General features: G+C 71.8%; 16 protein-coding genes. 13 read left to right on the top strand and 3 right to left on the bottom strand.

The window, feature by feature from the left end:
• Positions 1–42: 42 nt before the first annotated feature.
• Positions 43–312, bottom strand: coding sequence for a 30S ribosomal protein S20 (gene rpsT, locus FRAQA3DRAFT_RS14280; protein WP_009739743.1), 270 nt, complete (start codon positions 310–312; stop codon positions 43–45).
• Positions 313–634: 322 nt separating this feature from the next.
• Here rpsT and lepA point away from each other — a divergent pair, with 322 nt between their 5' ends.
• The gene (lepA, locus tag FRAQA3DRAFT_RS14275; protein ID WP_035920994.1) at positions 635–2,482 is read left to right on the top strand and encodes a translation elongation factor 4; all 1,848 of its coding nucleotides are present in this window, start codon (positions 635–637) and stop codon (positions 2,480–2,482) included.
• Between the two features lie 102 nt (positions 2,483–2,584).
• Here the strand turns inward: lepA and FRAQA3DRAFT_RS36060 are convergent, their stop codons facing one another.
• Complete coding sequence (locus FRAQA3DRAFT_RS36060) at positions 2,585–2,749, bottom strand: hypothetical protein (RefSeq protein ID WP_198287090.1); 165 nt, start codon at positions 2,747–2,749, stop codon at positions 2,585–2,587.
• Between the two features lie 228 nt (positions 2,750–2,977).
• Between FRAQA3DRAFT_RS36060 and hemW the strand changes: the two genes are divergently transcribed.
• From hemW to era, 9 genes are all read left to right on the top strand, one after another.
• The gene (hemW, locus tag FRAQA3DRAFT_RS14265; RefSeq protein ID WP_009739740.1) at positions 2,978–4,213 is read left to right on the top strand and encodes a radical SAM family heme chaperone HemW; all 1,236 of its coding nucleotides are present in this window, start codon (positions 2,978–2,980) and stop codon (positions 4,211–4,213) included.
• 245 nt (positions 4,214–4,458) lie between these two features.
• Positions 4,459–5,478 carry a heat-inducible transcriptional repressor HrcA gene (hrcA, locus tag FRAQA3DRAFT_RS14260; protein ID WP_009739739.1) on the top strand — a complete coding sequence of 340 codons (1,020 nt, stop codon included), beginning with the start codon at positions 4,459–4,461 and terminating at the stop codon, positions 5,476–5,478.
• Positions 5,478–6,623, top strand: coding sequence for a molecular chaperone DnaJ (gene dnaJ, locus FRAQA3DRAFT_RS14255; protein WP_009739738.1), 1,146 nt, complete (start codon positions 5,478–5,480; stop codon positions 6,621–6,623). The genes hrcA and dnaJ overlap by 1 nt, the downstream gene beginning before the upstream one ends.
• Before the next feature lie 71 nt (positions 6,624–6,694).
• Positions 6,695–7,462: a 16S rRNA (uracil(1498)-N(3))-methyltransferase gene (locus FRAQA3DRAFT_RS14250; RefSeq protein WP_009739737.1), complete on the top strand. Its 768-nt coding sequence runs from the start codon at positions 6,695–6,697 to the stop codon at positions 7,460–7,462.
• A 155-nt stretch (positions 7,463–7,617) separates the two neighbouring features.
• Positions 7,618–8,664, top strand: a complete 1,047-nt coding sequence (locus tag FRAQA3DRAFT_RS14245; protein WP_009739736.1) for a PhoH family protein — start codon at positions 7,618–7,620, stop codon at positions 8,662–8,664.
• Positions 8,665–8,692: 28 nt separating this feature from the next.
• Entirely contained in the window at positions 8,693–9,238 is a 546-nt protein-coding gene (ybeY, locus tag FRAQA3DRAFT_RS14240) for an rRNA maturation RNase YbeY (RefSeq protein WP_009739735.1), read from the top strand.
• A 19-nt stretch (positions 9,239–9,257) separates the two neighbouring features.
• Positions 9,258–10,622, top strand: a complete 1,365-nt coding sequence (locus FRAQA3DRAFT_RS14235) for a hemolysin family protein (RefSeq protein WP_009739734.1) — start codon at positions 9,258–9,260, stop codon at positions 10,620–10,622.
• A complete protein-coding gene (locus FRAQA3DRAFT_RS14230; protein WP_009739733.1) occupies positions 10,619–11,023 on the top strand; it encodes a hypothetical protein in 405 nt (134 codons plus the stop codon). The genes FRAQA3DRAFT_RS14235 and FRAQA3DRAFT_RS14230 overlap by 4 nt, the downstream gene beginning before the upstream one ends.
• A gap of 1 nt (position 11,024) precedes the next feature.
• Complete coding sequence (era, locus tag FRAQA3DRAFT_RS14225; protein WP_009739732.1) at positions 11,025–11,969, top strand: GTPase Era; 945 nt, start codon at positions 11,025–11,027, stop codon at positions 11,967–11,969.
• A gap of 299 nt (positions 11,970–12,268) precedes the next feature.
• Here era and FRAQA3DRAFT_RS14220 read toward each other — a convergent pair whose 3' ends face one another.
• Positions 12,269–13,276, bottom strand: a complete 1,008-nt coding sequence (locus FRAQA3DRAFT_RS14220; protein ID WP_009739731.1) for an NUDIX hydrolase — start codon at positions 13,274–13,276, stop codon at positions 12,269–12,271.
• Positions 13,277–13,407: 131 nt separating this feature from the next.
• Here FRAQA3DRAFT_RS14220 and recO point away from each other — a divergent pair, with 131 nt between their 5' ends.
• The 3 genes from recO (at position 13,408) to FRAQA3DRAFT_RS14205 (ending at position 15,728) form a co-directional block, all read left to right on the top strand.
• On the top strand, positions 13,408–14,187 hold the full coding sequence (gene recO / locus FRAQA3DRAFT_RS14215; RefSeq protein WP_009739730.1) for a DNA repair protein RecO: 780 nt from the start codon (positions 13,408–13,410) through the stop codon (positions 14,185–14,187).
• Positions 14,188–14,392: 205 nt separating this feature from the next.
• A complete protein-coding gene (locus FRAQA3DRAFT_RS14210; RefSeq protein ID WP_009739729.1) occupies positions 14,393–15,190 on the top strand; it encodes an isoprenyl transferase in 798 nt (265 codons plus the stop codon).
• A complete protein-coding gene (locus tag FRAQA3DRAFT_RS14205; protein WP_009739728.1) occupies positions 15,183–15,728 on the top strand; it encodes an antibiotic biosynthesis monooxygenase in 546 nt (181 codons plus the stop codon). The genes FRAQA3DRAFT_RS14210 and FRAQA3DRAFT_RS14205 overlap by 8 nt, the downstream gene beginning before the upstream one ends.
• Positions 15,729–15,814 lie beyond the last annotated feature (86 nt).

Raw genomic sequence — 15,814 nt, 5'->3', positions numbered from 1 at the left:
AAAGCCGGAGCACCCGTGGCGCCCCGGCTCCGCCGCGCGGTCTCAGCTGGCGGTCAGGTTCGCGTGCGCGCGGGCCAGCGCCGACTTCTTGTTGGCGGCCTGGTTGGGGTGGATGACACCCTTGCTGACGGCCTTGTCCAGCTTGCGGGAGGCGGCCCGCAGGGTCTCGCCGGCGCGATCGGCGTCGCCCGCCTCGACCGCGTCACGGAAGCGGCGCACGTGCGTCTTGAGCTCGGACTTGACAGCCTTGTTGCGCAGCCGCCGCTTCTCGTTGGTGAGGTTGCGCTTGATCTGCGACTTGATGTTGGCCACGCGGAGGAACCTCTGGTTGTCGAGTCGGGATGGTGCGGACACGTCATCATACGGACGCCGGCCGCCCGCGGCGGCCCGGAGTACCGGCGCCTCGGGAGCCGGCCACCTGCGCCGAACCGGTGTTACGCGGAGGCGGGGGCGACCGAACCGCGTCGGGACGGCGATGCGGCCCACCAAGGCGGCGCCCAGGATATCAAACCGGTGAAGGCCGGTGCACCGGCGCAACCTCCGTGCCGCCTCCTGGCACGATGAAGGTGGTCGACCCGGATCCCGGCACGGGACGGCTCCCGTGACCACCGCGAGCGAAACGAGAACTCTCCGCGTGTCCGCAGCCCCGCACCTGGCGCCCGGCGCCGATCCCGCGATGATCCGTAACTTCTGCATCATCGCCCACATCGACCACGGCAAGTCGACCCTTGCCGACCGGATGCTCGGTGTGACCGGAGTCGTCGAGGCGCGCAACATGCGCGCCCAGTACCTCGACCGGATGGACATCGAGCGCGAGCGTGGGATCACCATCAAGGCCCAGAACGTGCGGCTGCCCTGGCGGGCGCAGGATGGGCTGGACTACATCCTGCATCTCATCGACACGCCCGGTCACGTCGACTTCAGCTACGAGGTGAGCCGGTCGCTGGCCGCCTGCGAGGGCGCGGTCCTGCTGGTCGACGCCGCGCAGGGGATCGAGGCCCAGACGCTGGCGAACCTCTACCTCGCCATCGAGAACGACCTGACCATCGTCCCCGTCCTGAACAAGATCGACCTGCCGGCCGCCCAGCCGGAGAAGTACGCCGAGGAGATCGCGGCGATCATCGGCTGCGACCCGGGTGACGTGCTGCGCGTGTCGGGCAAGACCGGCCAGGGCGTGCCGGAGCTGCTCAACGAGATCGTCCGGCAGGTGCCCGCGCCGGTCGGCGACCCCGCCGGGCCCGCCCGCGCGATGATCTTCGACAGCGTCTACGACATCTACCGCGGTGTCATCACCTACGTTCGGGTCATCGACGGCACGCTGACCACCAGGGACCGCTGCCTGATGATGTCCACGGGCGCCAGCCACGAGACGCTCGAGGTCGGGGTGATCTCGCCGGACCCGCATCCGACGGGCTCGCTGTCGGTCGGCGAGGTCGGCTACGTCATCCCCGGGGTGAAGGACGTCCGCCAGGCCCGCGTGGGCGACACCGTCACCACCACCCGCAACCCGGCCACGGAGATGCTCGGCGGCTACCGGGACCCGCTGCCGATGGTGTATTCGGGGCTGTACCCGATCGACGGCAGCGAGTACCCGGCGTTGCGCGAGGCGCTCGACAAGCTCCAGCTCAACGACGCCGCCCTGACCTACGAGCCGGAGACGTCGGCGGCGCTCGGCTTCGGCTTCCGCTGCGGCTTCCTCGGCCTGCTGCACCTGGAGATCGTCCGGGAGCGCCTCGAGCGCGAGTTCAACCTGACTCTCATCTCCACCGCGCCGAACGTCGTCTACCGGGTGGTGATGGAGGACGCCTCCGAGGTCATCGTGACCAACCCCAGCGACTGGCCTGGCGGCAAGATCGCCGAAGTGTACGAACCGATCGTCGACGCGATGCTGCTGCTGCCCACCGACTTCGTCGGCGCGGTCATGGAGCTCTGCCAGGGCCGGCGCGGTGTGCTCAAGGGGATGGACTACCTGTCCACCGACCGGGTCGAGCTCAAGTACACGCTGCCGCTTGGTGAGATCATCTTTGACTTCTTCGACGCGCTGAAGTCCCGGACCCGGGGGTACGCGAGCCTCGACTACGAGCCGGCCGGTGAGCAGCTCGCCGACCTGGTCAAGGTCGACATCCTCCTGCAGGGCGAGACCGTCGACGCCTTCTCGGCGATCGTGCACCGGGAGAAGTCGTATGCCTACGGCGTGGCGATGACGACCAAGCTGCGCGAGCTGATCCCCCGCCAGCAGTTCGAGGTGCCGATCCAGGCGGCGATCGGCAGCCGGATCATCGCCCGGGAGAACATCCGGGCGATCCGCAAGGACGTGCTGGCCAAGTGCTACGGCGGTGACATCACCCGCAAGCGCAAGCTGCTGGAGAAGCAGAAGGAGGGCAAGAAGCGGATGAAGACCATCGGACGGGTCGAGGTCCCGCAGGAGGCGTTCATCGCCGCGCTGTCCACCGACACCGGGAAGTCCGCGACGAGCAAGTGAGCCGAGTCCGGTCGGGCGCCGGGGGCTCCCCGGTCGGGGGAGCCGGCGGGTCGACCCGGGGGAGACCGCCGATCACGGCCGCCCCCGGGGGCGGCCTCGTCGTCAGCTCGTAGGCAGCGGGCTCGCGGTCAGGCGGATCGGTTCGGTCACCGGTTCGGCGAGCGAGAGGTCACCGGCGGGCGCGGCGGCGCTGGAACGATACACGGTGGTTCGGGGCGGGAGCAGTTCGGAGATCTCCTCGAGAACGGCCCTGACGTCATCGTCCATGTCCGGATCTTTTCGTACCGGGCTCGACCGATCCACGATGGCCCGCCCATATCTTATCTTCCGTGCACAACGGGGGCAAAACGTGCTCGATGTCTCGCCGGCACCCCCGGGATTGCTGTTTCCGGTGCTTGTCCCCCCGTGGTCCGGGTGTGGCCATCTTCGGCCCGCTCGTGCGCTTGACAAACGTGGCGTTGCTGTAACCCCATCCGTTGGGGGCACACTGGGGGCATGCCACAAAAGCCTCCCGACGGGTCGCCTCCGCCCGACGACGGCGCCCTCCCGCCGGCCGCTCTGGCCGAGCTGACCGAGCGTGCGTTCGGGGCGTACGTGCACGTGCCCTACTGCGCGGCACGCTGCGGCTACTGTGACTTCAACACCTACACGGCGGCGGACCTGGGCGGCGCCCTGATCTCCTCGGTGGGCCTGACGACCTTCGTCGACATCGCCGCGAAGGAGATCCGGCTGGCCCGGACGGTGTTGGGCGACGCGGACCTGCCGATCTCCACCGTGTTCGTCGGTGGGGGCACGCCGACCCTGCTCTCCGCGGGCGACCTCGCCCGGCTGCTGCGCACTCTGGACGCCGAGTTCGGGCTCGCCGCCGACGCGGAGGTCACGACCGAGGCAAACCCGGAGTCGGTCGATCCGGCCCAGCTCGAACAGCTGCGGGCCGCCGGCTACACGCGGATCTCGTTCGGCATGCAGAGCGACCGGCCGCACGTGCTGGCGGCGCTGGACCGCCGGCACACTCCCGGGCGGGTCTCCGAGGTGATGCGCTGGGCGCGCAAGGCCGGCTTCGAGCAGGTAAGCCTCGATCTGATCTACGGCGCGCCGGGCGAGTCCGAGGCCGACTGGGCGGCGAGTCTGCGGGCGGCCGTGCAGCTGGGGCCGGACCACGTCAGCGCCTACGCGCTGACGGTGGAGGAGGGCACCAAGCTGTCCCGCCGGGTGCGCCGCGGCGAACTGCTCGAACCCGACGACGACCTGCTTGCCGACCGGTACCTGCTCGCCGACGAGATCCTCACCGGCGCCGGGCTGACCAACTACGAGGTCAGCAACTGGTCGCGGGGTTCCGCCACCCGCTGCCGGCACAACCTGGGCTACTGGCGGGGCGACCACTGGTGGGGCTTCGGCCCGGGGGCCCACAGCCACGTCGGCGGCGTGCGCTGGTGGAACGTGCGCCATCCGGCGGAGTACGCCGCTCGCCTCGCCGCGCAGCGCAGTCCGGCCGCGGCGCGCGAGGAGCTCGACGCGTCCACCCGCCGGGTCGAGCGGGTGATGCTGGGCGTGCGGCTGGCGGAAGGACTCGGCGTCGCCGAGCTCGACGATGCCGGGCTGGCGGCGTGCGCGGACCTCGCCCGCTCCGGCCTGGTCGAGCCGGGCGCGCTCGAGTTCGGCCGGGTGCGGCTGACCCGCCGCGGTCGCCTGCTGACCGACACGGTGGTCCGGGCGCTGCTGCCCGACTGACCCATACCCGATCGAGCGGAGCCGCCGCCGCGCGGAACCGGGATCGCCCCGTGGTCGTTCTGTGGGGAGGATGTCGCCGGCTCCTCACCAGCCATTCGTGGAGCGGCCCATGTTCTGTGCTTCATGCTGGGCCGACGGCTACACTTGGCACTCACTGCGGCCGAGTGCCAGGCCCGGTGTCCGTCGGTGCAGGTGCACGCACCGTGGCCCGGCCACGTCCCGCTTGGCGAAGGGGGTGCGACCGCGTGCTAGAGGATCGGCGGCTCGAAGTCCTTCGGGCGATCGTGGAGGACTTCGTCCTGAGCAACGAGCCGGTGGGTTCCAAGGCGCTGGCGGAGCGTCACAACCTCGGTGTTTCGCCTGCTACTGTTCGTAACGACATGTCCGCGTTGGAGGAAGAGGGCTACATCACGCAGCCCCACACCAGTGCCGGGCGGATCCCGACGGACAAGGGCTACCGGTTGTTCGTCGACCGGTTGTCCGGGGTGAAGCCGCTGTCCCGGGCCGAGCGTCGGGCCATCCAGAGCTTCCTCGAGGGCGCGGTCGACCTCGATGACGTCGTCCGCCGCTCCGTCCGCCTGCTCGCCCAGCTCACCCGCCAGGTGGCGGTGGTGCAGTACCCGTCGCTGTCGAGCAGCAGCGTTCGGCACATCGAGGTCGTGACTCTCGGTCCGCGCCGGATGCTCATGGTGATGATCACCGACACCGGTCGGGTCGAGCAGCGGATCATCGACAGCCTCACGCCCGTGGACGACGAGATCGCGGGCGAGCTGCGGTCGGCCCTCAACTGCGCGCTCGCCGGCCAGCGGCTGGCCGATGCCCCCGAGGTCGTCGCCACGCTGCCCGACCAGGCCCGCCCCGAGCTGCGGCCGTGCCTGGCGACGATGACCGGGGCCGTGCTGGAATCCCTGGTGGAGCGTCCGGAGGAGCGTCTCGCCATGGCCGGCACGGCGAACCTCACCAGAGCCTCGGTCGACTTCGCCGACTCGCTGCGGTCGATACTGGAGGCTCTCGAAGAGCAGGTCGTGCTGATGAAGCTCATCGGCTCGGCTCGCGAGACCGGTACTGTAACGGTACGCATCGGTCGAGAGACGGACGTGGACGCCCTGCGGACTACCGCAGTGGTGGCTACCGGCTATGGCCGCGGTCCTTTCGCCCTGGGCGGAATGGGAGTGGTCGGCCCGATGCGCATGGACTATCCGTGGACGATGGCGGCCGTCCGGGCCGTCGCCAAATATGTGGGTGAACTCTTGGGTGCCGACTGATGGCCGTGGACTACTACGCAGTTCTGGGCGTACGCCGAGACGCGTCGAACGACGAGATCAAACGGGCCTACCGCAAGCTCGCCCGGGAACTGCATCCAGACGTCAACCCCGACCCGGAGGCGCAGCAGCGTTTCCGGGGGGTGACCGCGGCCTACGAGGTGCTCTCCGACCCGGAGAAGCGCCAGATCGTCGACCTGGGCGGTGACCCGCTCGCGCCCGGTGGCGGTGGCGGGGGCGCCGGCTCGCCGTTCGGCGCCGGCTTCGGCGGGCTCGGCGACATCATGGACGCCTTCTTCGGTGGCGGGACGGCCCGCGGGCCCCGCTCCCGGGTCCGGCGCGGCAACGATGCGCTGCTGCGGATCGAGCTGGACCTGGCCGAGACCGCCTTCGGTGCCACCCGCGAGATCACCGTGGACACGGCGGCCGTCTGCTCGACCTGCACCGGTGCCGGGGCGGCTCCCGGCACCCATCCCTCGACCTGCGGCACCTGCGGCGGTCGGGGGGAGGTTCAGCAGGTCACCCGCTCCTTCCTCGGTCAGATGGTGACCTCTCGCCCCTGCCCGCGCTGCTCGGGCACCGGCACGGTGATCGAGCATCCCTGCCGCGACTGCGGCGGGGACGGCCGGGTCCGCAAGCGTCGCACCCTGACGGTGAAGATCCCCTCCGGGGTCGAGGACGGGATGCGCATCCGGCTGTCCGGGGAGGGCGAGGTCGGGCCCGGTGGCGGCCCGCCCGGCGACCTCTACGTCGAGGTCTCCGAGCGCCAGCATCCGGTGTTCACCCGCGAGGGCGACGACCTGCACTGTGAGCTGCCGCTGCCGATGACCTCGGCGGCGCTGGGCACCTCCGCCACCCTGGAGACCCTCGACGGCACCGAGACCATCGCGGTGAAGCCGGGCACCCAGCCGGGAGAGGTCATCAAGCTCGCCGGTCGCGGTGTTCCGCACCTGCGGGCCGCCGGCCGTGGTCACCTGCACATCCACATCAACGTGGAGACGCCGACGAAGCTGGACGCGGAGCAGGAGCGGCTGCTGCGGGAGCTGGCGAAGATCCGCGACGAGGAGGCGCCCGCGGTCGTGGGCGGCTCCACCGGCGGCGGCGCGAGCGGGCTGTTCCGCCGTCGCGGCTCGCGGCGCGGGCGCTAGCCCGCCGTCACGGACGGTCCCCGGGCCGCCCGGCTCGTTCTCCGCCGAGAGGATCCCAACTGACCAGCGCGTTGTTCCGGCTGTCCCCGCTGCCCACCGCGGACGTGTTCACCCTGTCCGGCCCGGAGGGGCATCATGCGGCGACGGTGCGCCGGCTGCGCCCTGGCGAGCCGGTGGACGTCACCGACGGTCGCGGGGCGGGGTTGGAGTGCGCCGTCGTCGCCGTTCGGCGTGACGAGATCGACTGCGCGGTGCGCCGGCGGGTCGACGCGGCGGCGCCGCATCCGCGCCTTGTCGTCGTGCAGGCGCTGGCCAAGGCCGACCGCGGCGAGCGGGCGGTGGAGATGCTGACCGAGGTCGGCGTCGACGAGATCGTGCCGTGGTCGGCGGCGCGGTCGGTGGTGCGCTGGGAGGGTGAGCGTGGCGCGCGGGCCCGGGAACGCTGGGTCCGCGCCGCGATGGAGGCGTCGAAGCAGTCCCACCGCCTGCACTGGCCGGTGGTCGGCGACCTCGTCGGGACGGCGGAGCTGACCCGGCGGGTGGCGTCGGCGGCGCTCGCCGTGGTCCTGCACGAGCAGGCCGGCGACCCGCTGGTGGGCCTGGCCCGCCGCGGCGCCGGGGCCCTCGGTGAGGCGACTCCGGCGCCGGGGCGGACGGCGGAGATCCTGCTGGTGGTGGGTCCCGAGGGGGGCGTCGCCGACGCGGAGGTGGACGCGTTGCGTCAGGCCGGCGCCGCGGTGGCGCGCCTGGGGCCGACCGTGCTGCGCACCTCCACGGCCGGCGTGGTCGCGTCGTCGGTCGTCCTCGCGGATCTCGGCCGCTGGGACGGCTCGGCGTGATGATGGATAGACTGGTGGGGTAGCGCCCGCGGCTAGCGTTCGGTGGGCGGCTCCTGCCCCGGCAGGGCGCTGACCTGATGCCCGTCCTCCGCGCCGCACCACCCACCACGGTCATCGATCCTGAGAGGTGCCGCGGCCGTAGCTGGCCGCTCTCTATGCCCGAATCCGTCACGCCACCCGTCGCGTCGGCCGCCCCGGTCACGACGCGCATTGTCGTCCCCGGCCCGCACAGCATGGTGAGCCTGCTCGGCCACCAGGACGAGCTGCTGCGCACCATCGAGCGGGCCTTCTCCTCGGACATCCACGTGCGCGGCAACGAGATCACCATCACCGGCGCGTCGGCGGAGAACGAGCTGGCCGCGAAGTTGTTCGCGGAGCTCATCGCCCTGCTCGACGCGGGCACCGAGCTCAGCCCGCAGCATGTCGACCATTCCTTGGCCATGCTCCGCAGCGGTTCCGAGGAACGGCCCGCCGAGGTCCTCACCCTCAACATCCTGTCGAACCGGGGCCGGACGATCCGGCCCAAGACGCTCAACCAGAAGCGTTACGTCGACGCGATCGACCAGCACACGATCGTGTTCGGCATCGGGCCCGCCGGTACGGGCAAGACGTACCTGGCGATGGCGAAGGCCGTTCAGGCGTTGCAGGCCAAGAAGGTCAACCGGATCATCCTGACCCGGCCGGCGGTCGAGGCGGGGGAGCGGCTCGGCTTCCTGCCGGGCACCCTCTACGAGAAGATCGACCCGTACCTGCGCCCGCTCTACGACGCGTTGCACGACATGATCGACCCGGACTCGATCCCGCGGCTGATGCAGAGCGGGACGATCGAGGTCGCCCCGCTGGCCTACATGCGCGGCCGAACCCTGAACGACGCCTTCATCATCCTCGACGAGGCGCAGAACACCTCGCCCGAGCAGATGAAGATGTTCCTCACCCGGCTCGGCTTCGGTGCCAAGATCGTGGTGACGGGTGACGTCACCCAGGTGGACCTGCCCAGCGGCACCCGCAGCGGGCTGCGGGTCGTCCGGGAGATCCTCGACGGCGTCGAAGACGTGCACTTCGCGACCCTGACCAGCTCCGACGTCGTTCGCCACCGGCTGGTGAGCGAGATCGTCGACGCGTACGCCCGCTGGGACGCCGCCGGGGACCAGGCCGGTGCCGCGGCGGCGCCCGCCCGGCCGGGCCGTCGGGAACGACGGTGACCGTGTCGGGGCTCGGAGAGGACATCTGATGGCCGTGTTCGTCGCCAACGAGTCGGGCGTGAACGACGTCGACGAGATTCGGCTGACGGCGCTCGCCCGGTTCGTGCTCGACGCGATGAAGGTGAACCCGCTCGCGGAGCTGTCGGTGATGCTGGTCGAGGAGAAGGCCATGGCCGACCTGCACGTGCGGTACATGGGCGAGGAGGGGCCGACCGACGTGCTGTCCTTCGCGCAGGACGACGCGTTCGACGCATCGTGGTCGGAGTCGGTCGACGACGACCCCACGACGCTGCTCGGCGACGTCGTGCTCTGCCCCGACGTCGCGCGCCGTCAGGCGGAGCAGGCGGGGCACTCCTACGAGCGCGAGCTGCACCTGCTGTGCACCCACGGCATCCTGCACCTGCTCGGGTACGACCACGCCGAGCCGGACGAGGAACGTGAGATGTGGAAGATCCAGAACAAGCTGCTGGCGTCCTGGGACGTCGCGGTGAAGGCCGCCGGCGGGAAGCGTCCCGCCGGCGGTGCGGACGGTGCGGACGGAGCTGGAGAGCCCGGCCCCACCGCCGCGCGCTGACCCCGGCCGGGGGGAGCCGATGAGCTCCGGCGATCTTCTGCTTGTCTTCATCACGGTGGTCGCATCGCTCGCCGCCGCGGGTCTCGGCTGCGTGGACGCGGCCCTGACCCGGGTGTCGCGGGTGTCGGTGGAGAACTTCGCGCGCCAGGGGCGGGCGGGGGCGGCGCACCTCGCGACCGTCGTCGCCGACCCCGGCCGCTACCTCGCGCTGCTGCTGCTTTTGCGGGTCGTCGGCGAGATGCTCGCCGCCGCCTGCCTGACCATCCTGTTCGCGCATGCCTACGGGACGGGCTTCGCCGCGATCGGGCTGGGCACGCTGGTGGCGACCCTGATCGCCTACATCCTCGTCGGGGTGATGTTCCGGACGCTCGGCCGCCAGCACGCGCCGGCGGTCGCGCTCGCCACCGCGGGGCTCACCGTCCGCCTCGCCCGGATCTTCGGGCCGCTGCCCCGACTGCTCATCGCGCTGGGTAACGCCGTCACTCCGGGTCCCGGATTCCGTGACGGGCCCTTCGCCTCCGAGGCGGAGCTGCGCGACCTGGTCGACCTCGCCGAGGAGAACGAGGTCATCGAGCGCGAGGAACGCGACATGATCGCGTCGGTGTTCGAGCTGGGTGACACCCTCGTCCGGGAGGTGATGGTGCCGCGGCCGGACATGGTGTTCATCGAGTCGACGAAGTCCGTCCGTCAGGCTCTCTCGCTCGCCCTGCGCAGCGGCTTCTCCCGGATCCCGGTGATCGGCGAGAGCGTCGACGACGTCGTGGGGATCGCCTTCCTCAAGGACATGGTCCGCCGCGAGCGCGAGGGCGACGAGGACGGCCCCGTCGCCGAGATCATGCGCGCCCCCGTGCTCGTACCGGAGAGCAAGCCCGCCGACGACCTGCTGCGGGAGATGCAGGCCTCGCGGACCCACATGGCGATCGTCATCGACGAGTACGGTGGGACCGCCGGGCTCGTGACCATCGAGGACATTCTCGAGGAGATCGTCGGCGAGATCACCGACGAGTACGACAGCGAGGTGGCACCGGTGGAGTGGCTCGATCCCGACACGGCCCGGGTCACCGCCCGGCTCGACGTCGACGACCTCGCCAAACTGTTCGACTTCGACGTCGACGAGCTGCCCGGCGCGGACGACTCGGTGACCGTCGGCGGCCTGCTGGCCACGGCCCTGGGACGGGTGCCCATCCCGGGCGCGACCGTGACGGTCGGCGGCCTGCGGCTGTCCGCGGAACGGGCGGCCGGCCGGCGCAACCAGATCGGCACGATCGTCGTCAGCCGCCCGCCGCGCCTGCCGGCCGACGCCGGTGACGACCCGGCCTCGGGCGGAGCAGACGGCGGTGAGCCGGCCGGGCGCTCCCCACAGCACGGAAAGGTGATCTCGTGACCGCTGACCCGACCCCGCAGGCAACCGCGACCGCCGGGACCGCTCTCGACCTGGCGGCGGAGGACGCGAAGCTGCTCGTGCTGGCCCGCTCGGCGCGGCTGCGCGCCCACGTTCCCGACGGCCGGCCCGCCGAGGGCGCGGCCCTGCGCGACACCGACGGCCGCACCTATGCCGCCGCCACCGTCGGGCTGAGCCGGCCGGAGCTGGCGATCTCGGCGCTGCGGGCGGCCGTGGCCGCGGCGGTCTCCAGCGGGGCGCGCCGCTTCGAGGCCGCAGCCGTCGTCACCGATGGTGACGAGATCGCGGGCGATGATCTTGCTACTCTCGCCGAGTTCGGCGCCGGTGTTCCCGTCTTCCTCGGCGGCACCGACGGCGTGGCCCGCAGCAGGACGACCAGCTAGCGTGTCGACCCCGAGCCCCGCCCCCGGCGGCACGACCCCGGTGGAGTTCCGGTCCGGGTTCGCCTGCCTCGTCGGCCGGCCCAACGCCGGCAAGTCGACTCTGACCAACGCCCTCGTCGGTACCAAGGTGGCCATCACCAGCGGCCGGCCGCAGACGACCCGGCACGCCATCCGGGGCATCGTGCACCGCGCCGACGCCCAGCTCGTCCTCGTCGACACGCCCGGGCTGCACCGGCCGCGCACGCTGCTCGGGCAGCGCCTCAACGACGTCGTGCGGGCCACCCTGTCCGAGGTCGACGTCGTCGGGTTCTGCATGCCCGCCGACGAGCCCGTGGGCCGGGGCGACCGCTTCATCGCCGAGGAGCTGTCCCGCCTGCCGAAACGGACGCCGGTGGTGGCCATCCTGACCAAGACCGACAAGGTCGCCGACTCCGACCGGATCGGCGCGCGGCTGCTCGACGTCGCCGGCCTCGGTGATTTCAGCGACATCGTCCCGGTCAGCGCGGTCCGCGCCTACCAGGTGGACGTGCTCGCCGACGTGCTGGCCGCCCGGCTGCCGACGGGGCCCGCGCTCTACCCCGGCGGCGAGCTGACCGACGAGCCCGAGCAGGTCATGGTCGCCGAGCTGGTCCGGGAGGCGGCGCTGGAAGGAGTCCGCGACGAGCTGCCGCATTCGCTGGCCGTGGTCGTGGAGGAGATGGTCCCCCGGGAGGGCCGGTCGGCGCAGAGCCCGCTGCTCGACGTGCGGGTCAACGTCTTCGTCGAGCGGCCCAGCCAGAAGGCGATCGTCATCGGTACCGGCGGCTCCCGGCTCAAGACGGTCGGCACCCGGGCCCGCGGGCAGATCGAGGCGCTGCTCGGAACACCGGTCTTCCTGGACCTGCACGTCAAGGTCGCCAAGGACTGGCAGCGAGACCCCCGCCAGCTACGCCGCCTGGGTTTCTAGACGAGCCCAGTCCCCGGACCGCAACCAGGCCTCGGCACGATCTGGCCTCAATCTGGCCTTAATCTGGCCTTAACGTGGCCTCAATGTGGCGGGGAGCGGCAGTGGCTGTGCGGCGCCGACGGGGTTGGTGGACGACTGCCCAGGGGTGCCGAGAACGATTCGGACCTGCTCGTCTGGGGCGCGTATGGGGTCGTGATCCGTCTGCGGGCCGTGCCCTTGTGGCGGAGCCTGCCTCCGGTAGTCGGTGGAGGGCGGTGCGGTTCCGCGGAACACCAAGATCGCCGGGGTTGGGACGCGATCTAGCCGACCCCGTCAGGACGTCGCCGATGCGACCGCCAACGGCGCCACCAGGGCGCAGGCGGCGGCAGAGGCATCGTCACGGTCGACCCGTCCTGGACGACAGCACCATCGACGATCTCCAGAATCGGCGGCATCGTCCGGCGCCGGGCCGCCGCCGGCCCGGCGCCCTCGACCGCCGCCATAGGCACCCCGGCGGGCCGTTCGCCGTCATCGGAAGCCGCGGGTTCCCTCGCCGCGGGTTCCCTGGCGGTCTGGAGGCCGATCGGGTCCGCGATCTCGTCCGGTCGCGCGCTCTGGTCGGACGTCGGGGTTACCTCGGAGGTCCCGGTCTTGTCGGAGGTCCCGGTCTTGTCCGAGGTCGCAGCTTGGTCGGGCGTCGCAGCTTGGTCGGGCGCAGCTTGGTCGGGCGTCGCGGTCTGGTCGGACGTCGTGGTCTGGTCCGAGGTCGCGGTCTGGTCGGACGTCGAGATTTTCGCGGAGGGCGCGGCCTCTTCGTCGGTGTTCGTCGCGGCGCTGGCGTGGCTGGCTTCGGCGAGGGTCAGCGGTGGTGCGTCGTCGGTGAGCGCAGAGACCAACAGCGCCTGGCGGTTGGCGAGGATGAAGGCCTTGGCCTCTGGTGGTTGCAGGGCGTAGCGGCTGAGCTTCTTGCCGCGCAGGTCGATCCGTTCGACGTCGTAGCGGCCCTTGGTGGGGTTGGTGAACTCCTCGCCGGTGCGCTTGCTCAGGTCCATGGAGACCAGGCGACAGACGAAGAAGTGCGACACCGCGATCCCGTCGCCGCGCGGCGGACTGGTGATGAAGACCTGTTGGACGCGGTCGACCGTCGCGCCGAGCTCCTCGGCGAGTTCGCGGTGCAGCGCCGCCTCCACCGAGCCGTCCTTGCGGTCCACCCCGCCGCCGGGCGTGGACCAGTAGGGCTTGCGTTTCGGCAGCGTCCGCCGAAAGAGCACCAGCCGGCCGTTGCCATCGATGAGGATCGCTCGCGCCGCCCGCCGTACCACCCGCACCGAGCCATCATCCGCATCCGGCGGCGTCCCGTGTAGGAGAGTCCGGCATCCGAGGGCAACGGTGGCCATTTGTATTCTTTCGTGTACGAGAGGTTGCGAAACTGGGCTGGTTCGTCGCGACCATCTGCCGGATGACCTCGCCTTACCGCGCCGACCCGGGGTCGTGCAACCATGGGCGGGTGCCGGTGTATCGCGACGAAGGGGTCGTCCTGCGAACGACCCCTCTCGCCGAGGCTGACCGCATCATCACCGTGCTCACCCGGCGCAACGGCCGGGTCCGGGCCGTCGCCAAGGGCGTGCGCAAGACGTCCTCGCGGTTCGGCTCCCGGCTGGAGCCGGGCACGTACGTCGACCTGATGTTGCACTCCGGCCGGTCGCTGGACACGATCACCCAGGCCGACATCATCTCCCCCTACGGGACCACGATCGCGCTCGACTACGCCCGGCACACCGCCGCGGCCGTGATGCTCGAGACCGCCGAGCGGCTGACCAGCGAGGAGCGTGAGCCTGCACTGCGGTTGTTCCTGCTGCTCGTCGGCGGTCTGCGTACGCTTGCCGGCGGGCAGCGGCCGGCCCCGCTCGTGCTGGACGCGTTCCTGCTCCGGTCGCTGGCGGTGTCCGGATACGGCATGGCCCTGGATGACTGCGCGCGGTGCGGGGAGCCGGGCCAGCACCTGTCGCTGTCTGTTTCGGGCGGCGGCGTAGTGTGCCCGCAATGTCGTCCGCACGGCGCCGCCTCGGTCTCGGCGGGTGCGGTACGACTCCTCGCCGACCTGCTGCGCGGCGACTGGGACGGCGCGCTGCTCAGCGACGCCCGCGCCCGGCGGGAGGCCGGCGGCATCGTCGCCGCCTATCTCCAGTGGCATCTCGAACGGGGGCTGCGCGCGCTGCCGCACCTGGAACGGGCATGAGTGGCCGCGGCGGGGCCGGCGCGGGACCGCGCTGTTCGGGGAACCGCGCTGGGAGGGGACGAGAACGGACATGGTGAGGTGGACAGCGGCGGTGGGCGCTCCCGGCGCAATCCGGCGTCGGCAGGGGGACGGTGTGGCGATGGCAGGTACCGGTACGACGGATGACGGCTCGGCGCTGCCCCGGCCGGTTCTGGGGAGGTAGGCAGTGACTTTGCGTAATGACGTGGGGACGCGGTTCCGTGATCCGCACCCCCATCCCTCGGGGGCCCGACCCCCGGCGCTGCCGCGCAGCCTGGTCCCGCGGCACGTGGGCATCGTCATGGATGGCAATGGCCGCTGGGCCAAGCGGCGCGGGCTCGCCCGGACGAAGGGGCACGAGGCCGGGGAGGACGCGCTGTTCGACTGCGTCGAGGGGGCGATCGAGCTCGGCGTGCGATGGCTGTCGGTGTACGCCTTCTCGACGGAGAACTGGAAGCGTTCGCCGGACGAGGTGGCGTTCCTGATGCGTTTCACCGACGGGGTGTTCGGCCGGCGGATCGCGGACATGGACGCGCTCGGGGTGCGGGTGCGGTGGGCGGGGCGCCGCCCCCGGCTGTGGGGAAACGTGATCCGGCGGTTGGAGTCCTCGGAGGAGCGCACCCGCGACAACGACCGGCTCACGCTGGTGATGTGCGTGAACTACGGCGGGCGGGCCGAGATCGCGGACGCCGCGGCGGCGATCGCCCGGGACGTGCGCGAGGGGCGGCTGCGTGCCGACCGGATCGACGAGGCGACGGTGGGCCGTTACCTCGACGAGCCTGACATGCCCGACCTTGATCTGGTCATCCGGACGTCCGGCGAGCAGCGGCTGAGCAACTTCCTGCTCTGGCAGGCGGCCTACGCCGAGTTCTCGTTCGTCGAGACGCTCTGGCCCGACTTCGACCGCCGCAATTTGTGGCAGGCCTGCGAGGAGTACGCCCGCCGCGACCGGCGCTACGGCGGGATCGTCGCCCATCGTGGCTGACCTGCCGGCCGACGCCGACCTGCCCGCGGGGGCGGGCCGGGCTGCCCCCGCGGCGGGCGGCAGGCCCGAGCCTGAGGGCGTCGGCGCAGGCTGGGCGGCGGCCCCCGGGGCTCCGGTGGTCGCCGAGATCCGCTTCGCGGTGCCGGGTGCGGCCGCGGCCGACTTCCCGGCGGCGGCGCGGGCGGCGCTCGACGCGCTGGCCCGGGCCGCCGGTTTCCGGTCCGGCCGGCTCGCCCGGGCGCTCGACGAGCCGGCGTCCTGGCTGCTGACCACCGAATGGGACGGCCCCGGCCCGTGGCGCCGGGCGCTGTCCGCGTTCGAGGTGCGGTATGCCCTGACGCCGCTGCTCGTCCATGCCGTCGACGTGCCCGGCGCCTTCGAGGTGCTCGCCGCCGTGGACCCGCCCGTGGCGCGGGGCGCCGGTCGGCGCGATGCCGAACGTGGCGGCTCCGGCCCGGCCGACGCCGGCAGCGGGGCCCGGACCTACCGCTCCGACCGGGCCGCCGACGCGGACACCGCGGCGCCTCGCCGGCGCTGATCCACGGCGTCGGCGGCCGGTTCCGGCCTGGCGCGGATTGTCAGCGCCGACCGGTAGCCTCAGGTGTGCATCACAGACTCGTAGAC

Source organism: Frankia sp. QA3, assembly GCF_000262465.1.
Taxonomy (GTDB): Bacteria; Actinomycetota; Actinomycetes; order Frankiales; family Frankiaceae; genus Frankia.
The sequence above is the reverse complement of the archived record's forward strand: the minus strand, read 5'-3'. Positions and strand labels throughout refer to the sequence as shown.

Excerpts from the sequence above, each read along its gene's own strand:
- dnaJ (WP_009739738.1), top strand. The coding sequence starts at position 5,478 with ATGGCCGTGGACTACTACGCAGTTCTGGGCGTACGCCGAGACGCGTCG.
- hemW (WP_009739740.1), top strand. The coding sequence starts at position 2,978 with ATGCCACAAAAGCCTCCCGACGGGTCGCCTCCGCCCGACGACGGCGCC.
- FRAQA3DRAFT_RS14245 (WP_009739736.1), top strand. The coding sequence starts at position 7,618 with ATGCCCGAATCCGTCACGCCACCCGTCGCGTCGGCCGCCCCGGTCACG.
- FRAQA3DRAFT_RS14235 (WP_009739734.1), top strand. The coding sequence starts at position 9,258 with ATGAGCTCCGGCGATCTTCTGCTTGTCTTCATCACGGTGGTCGCATCG.
- ybeY (WP_009739735.1), top strand. The coding sequence starts at position 8,693 with ATGGCCGTGTTCGTCGCCAACGAGTCGGGCGTGAACGACGTCGACGAG.
- FRAQA3DRAFT_RS36060 (WP_198287090.1), bottom strand. The coding sequence starts at position 2,749 with ATGGACGATGACGTCAGGGCCGTTCTCGAGGAGATCTCCGAACTGCTC.
- recO (WP_009739730.1), top strand. The coding sequence starts at position 13,408 with ATGACCTCGCCTTACCGCGCCGACCCGGGGTCGTGCAACCATGGGCGG.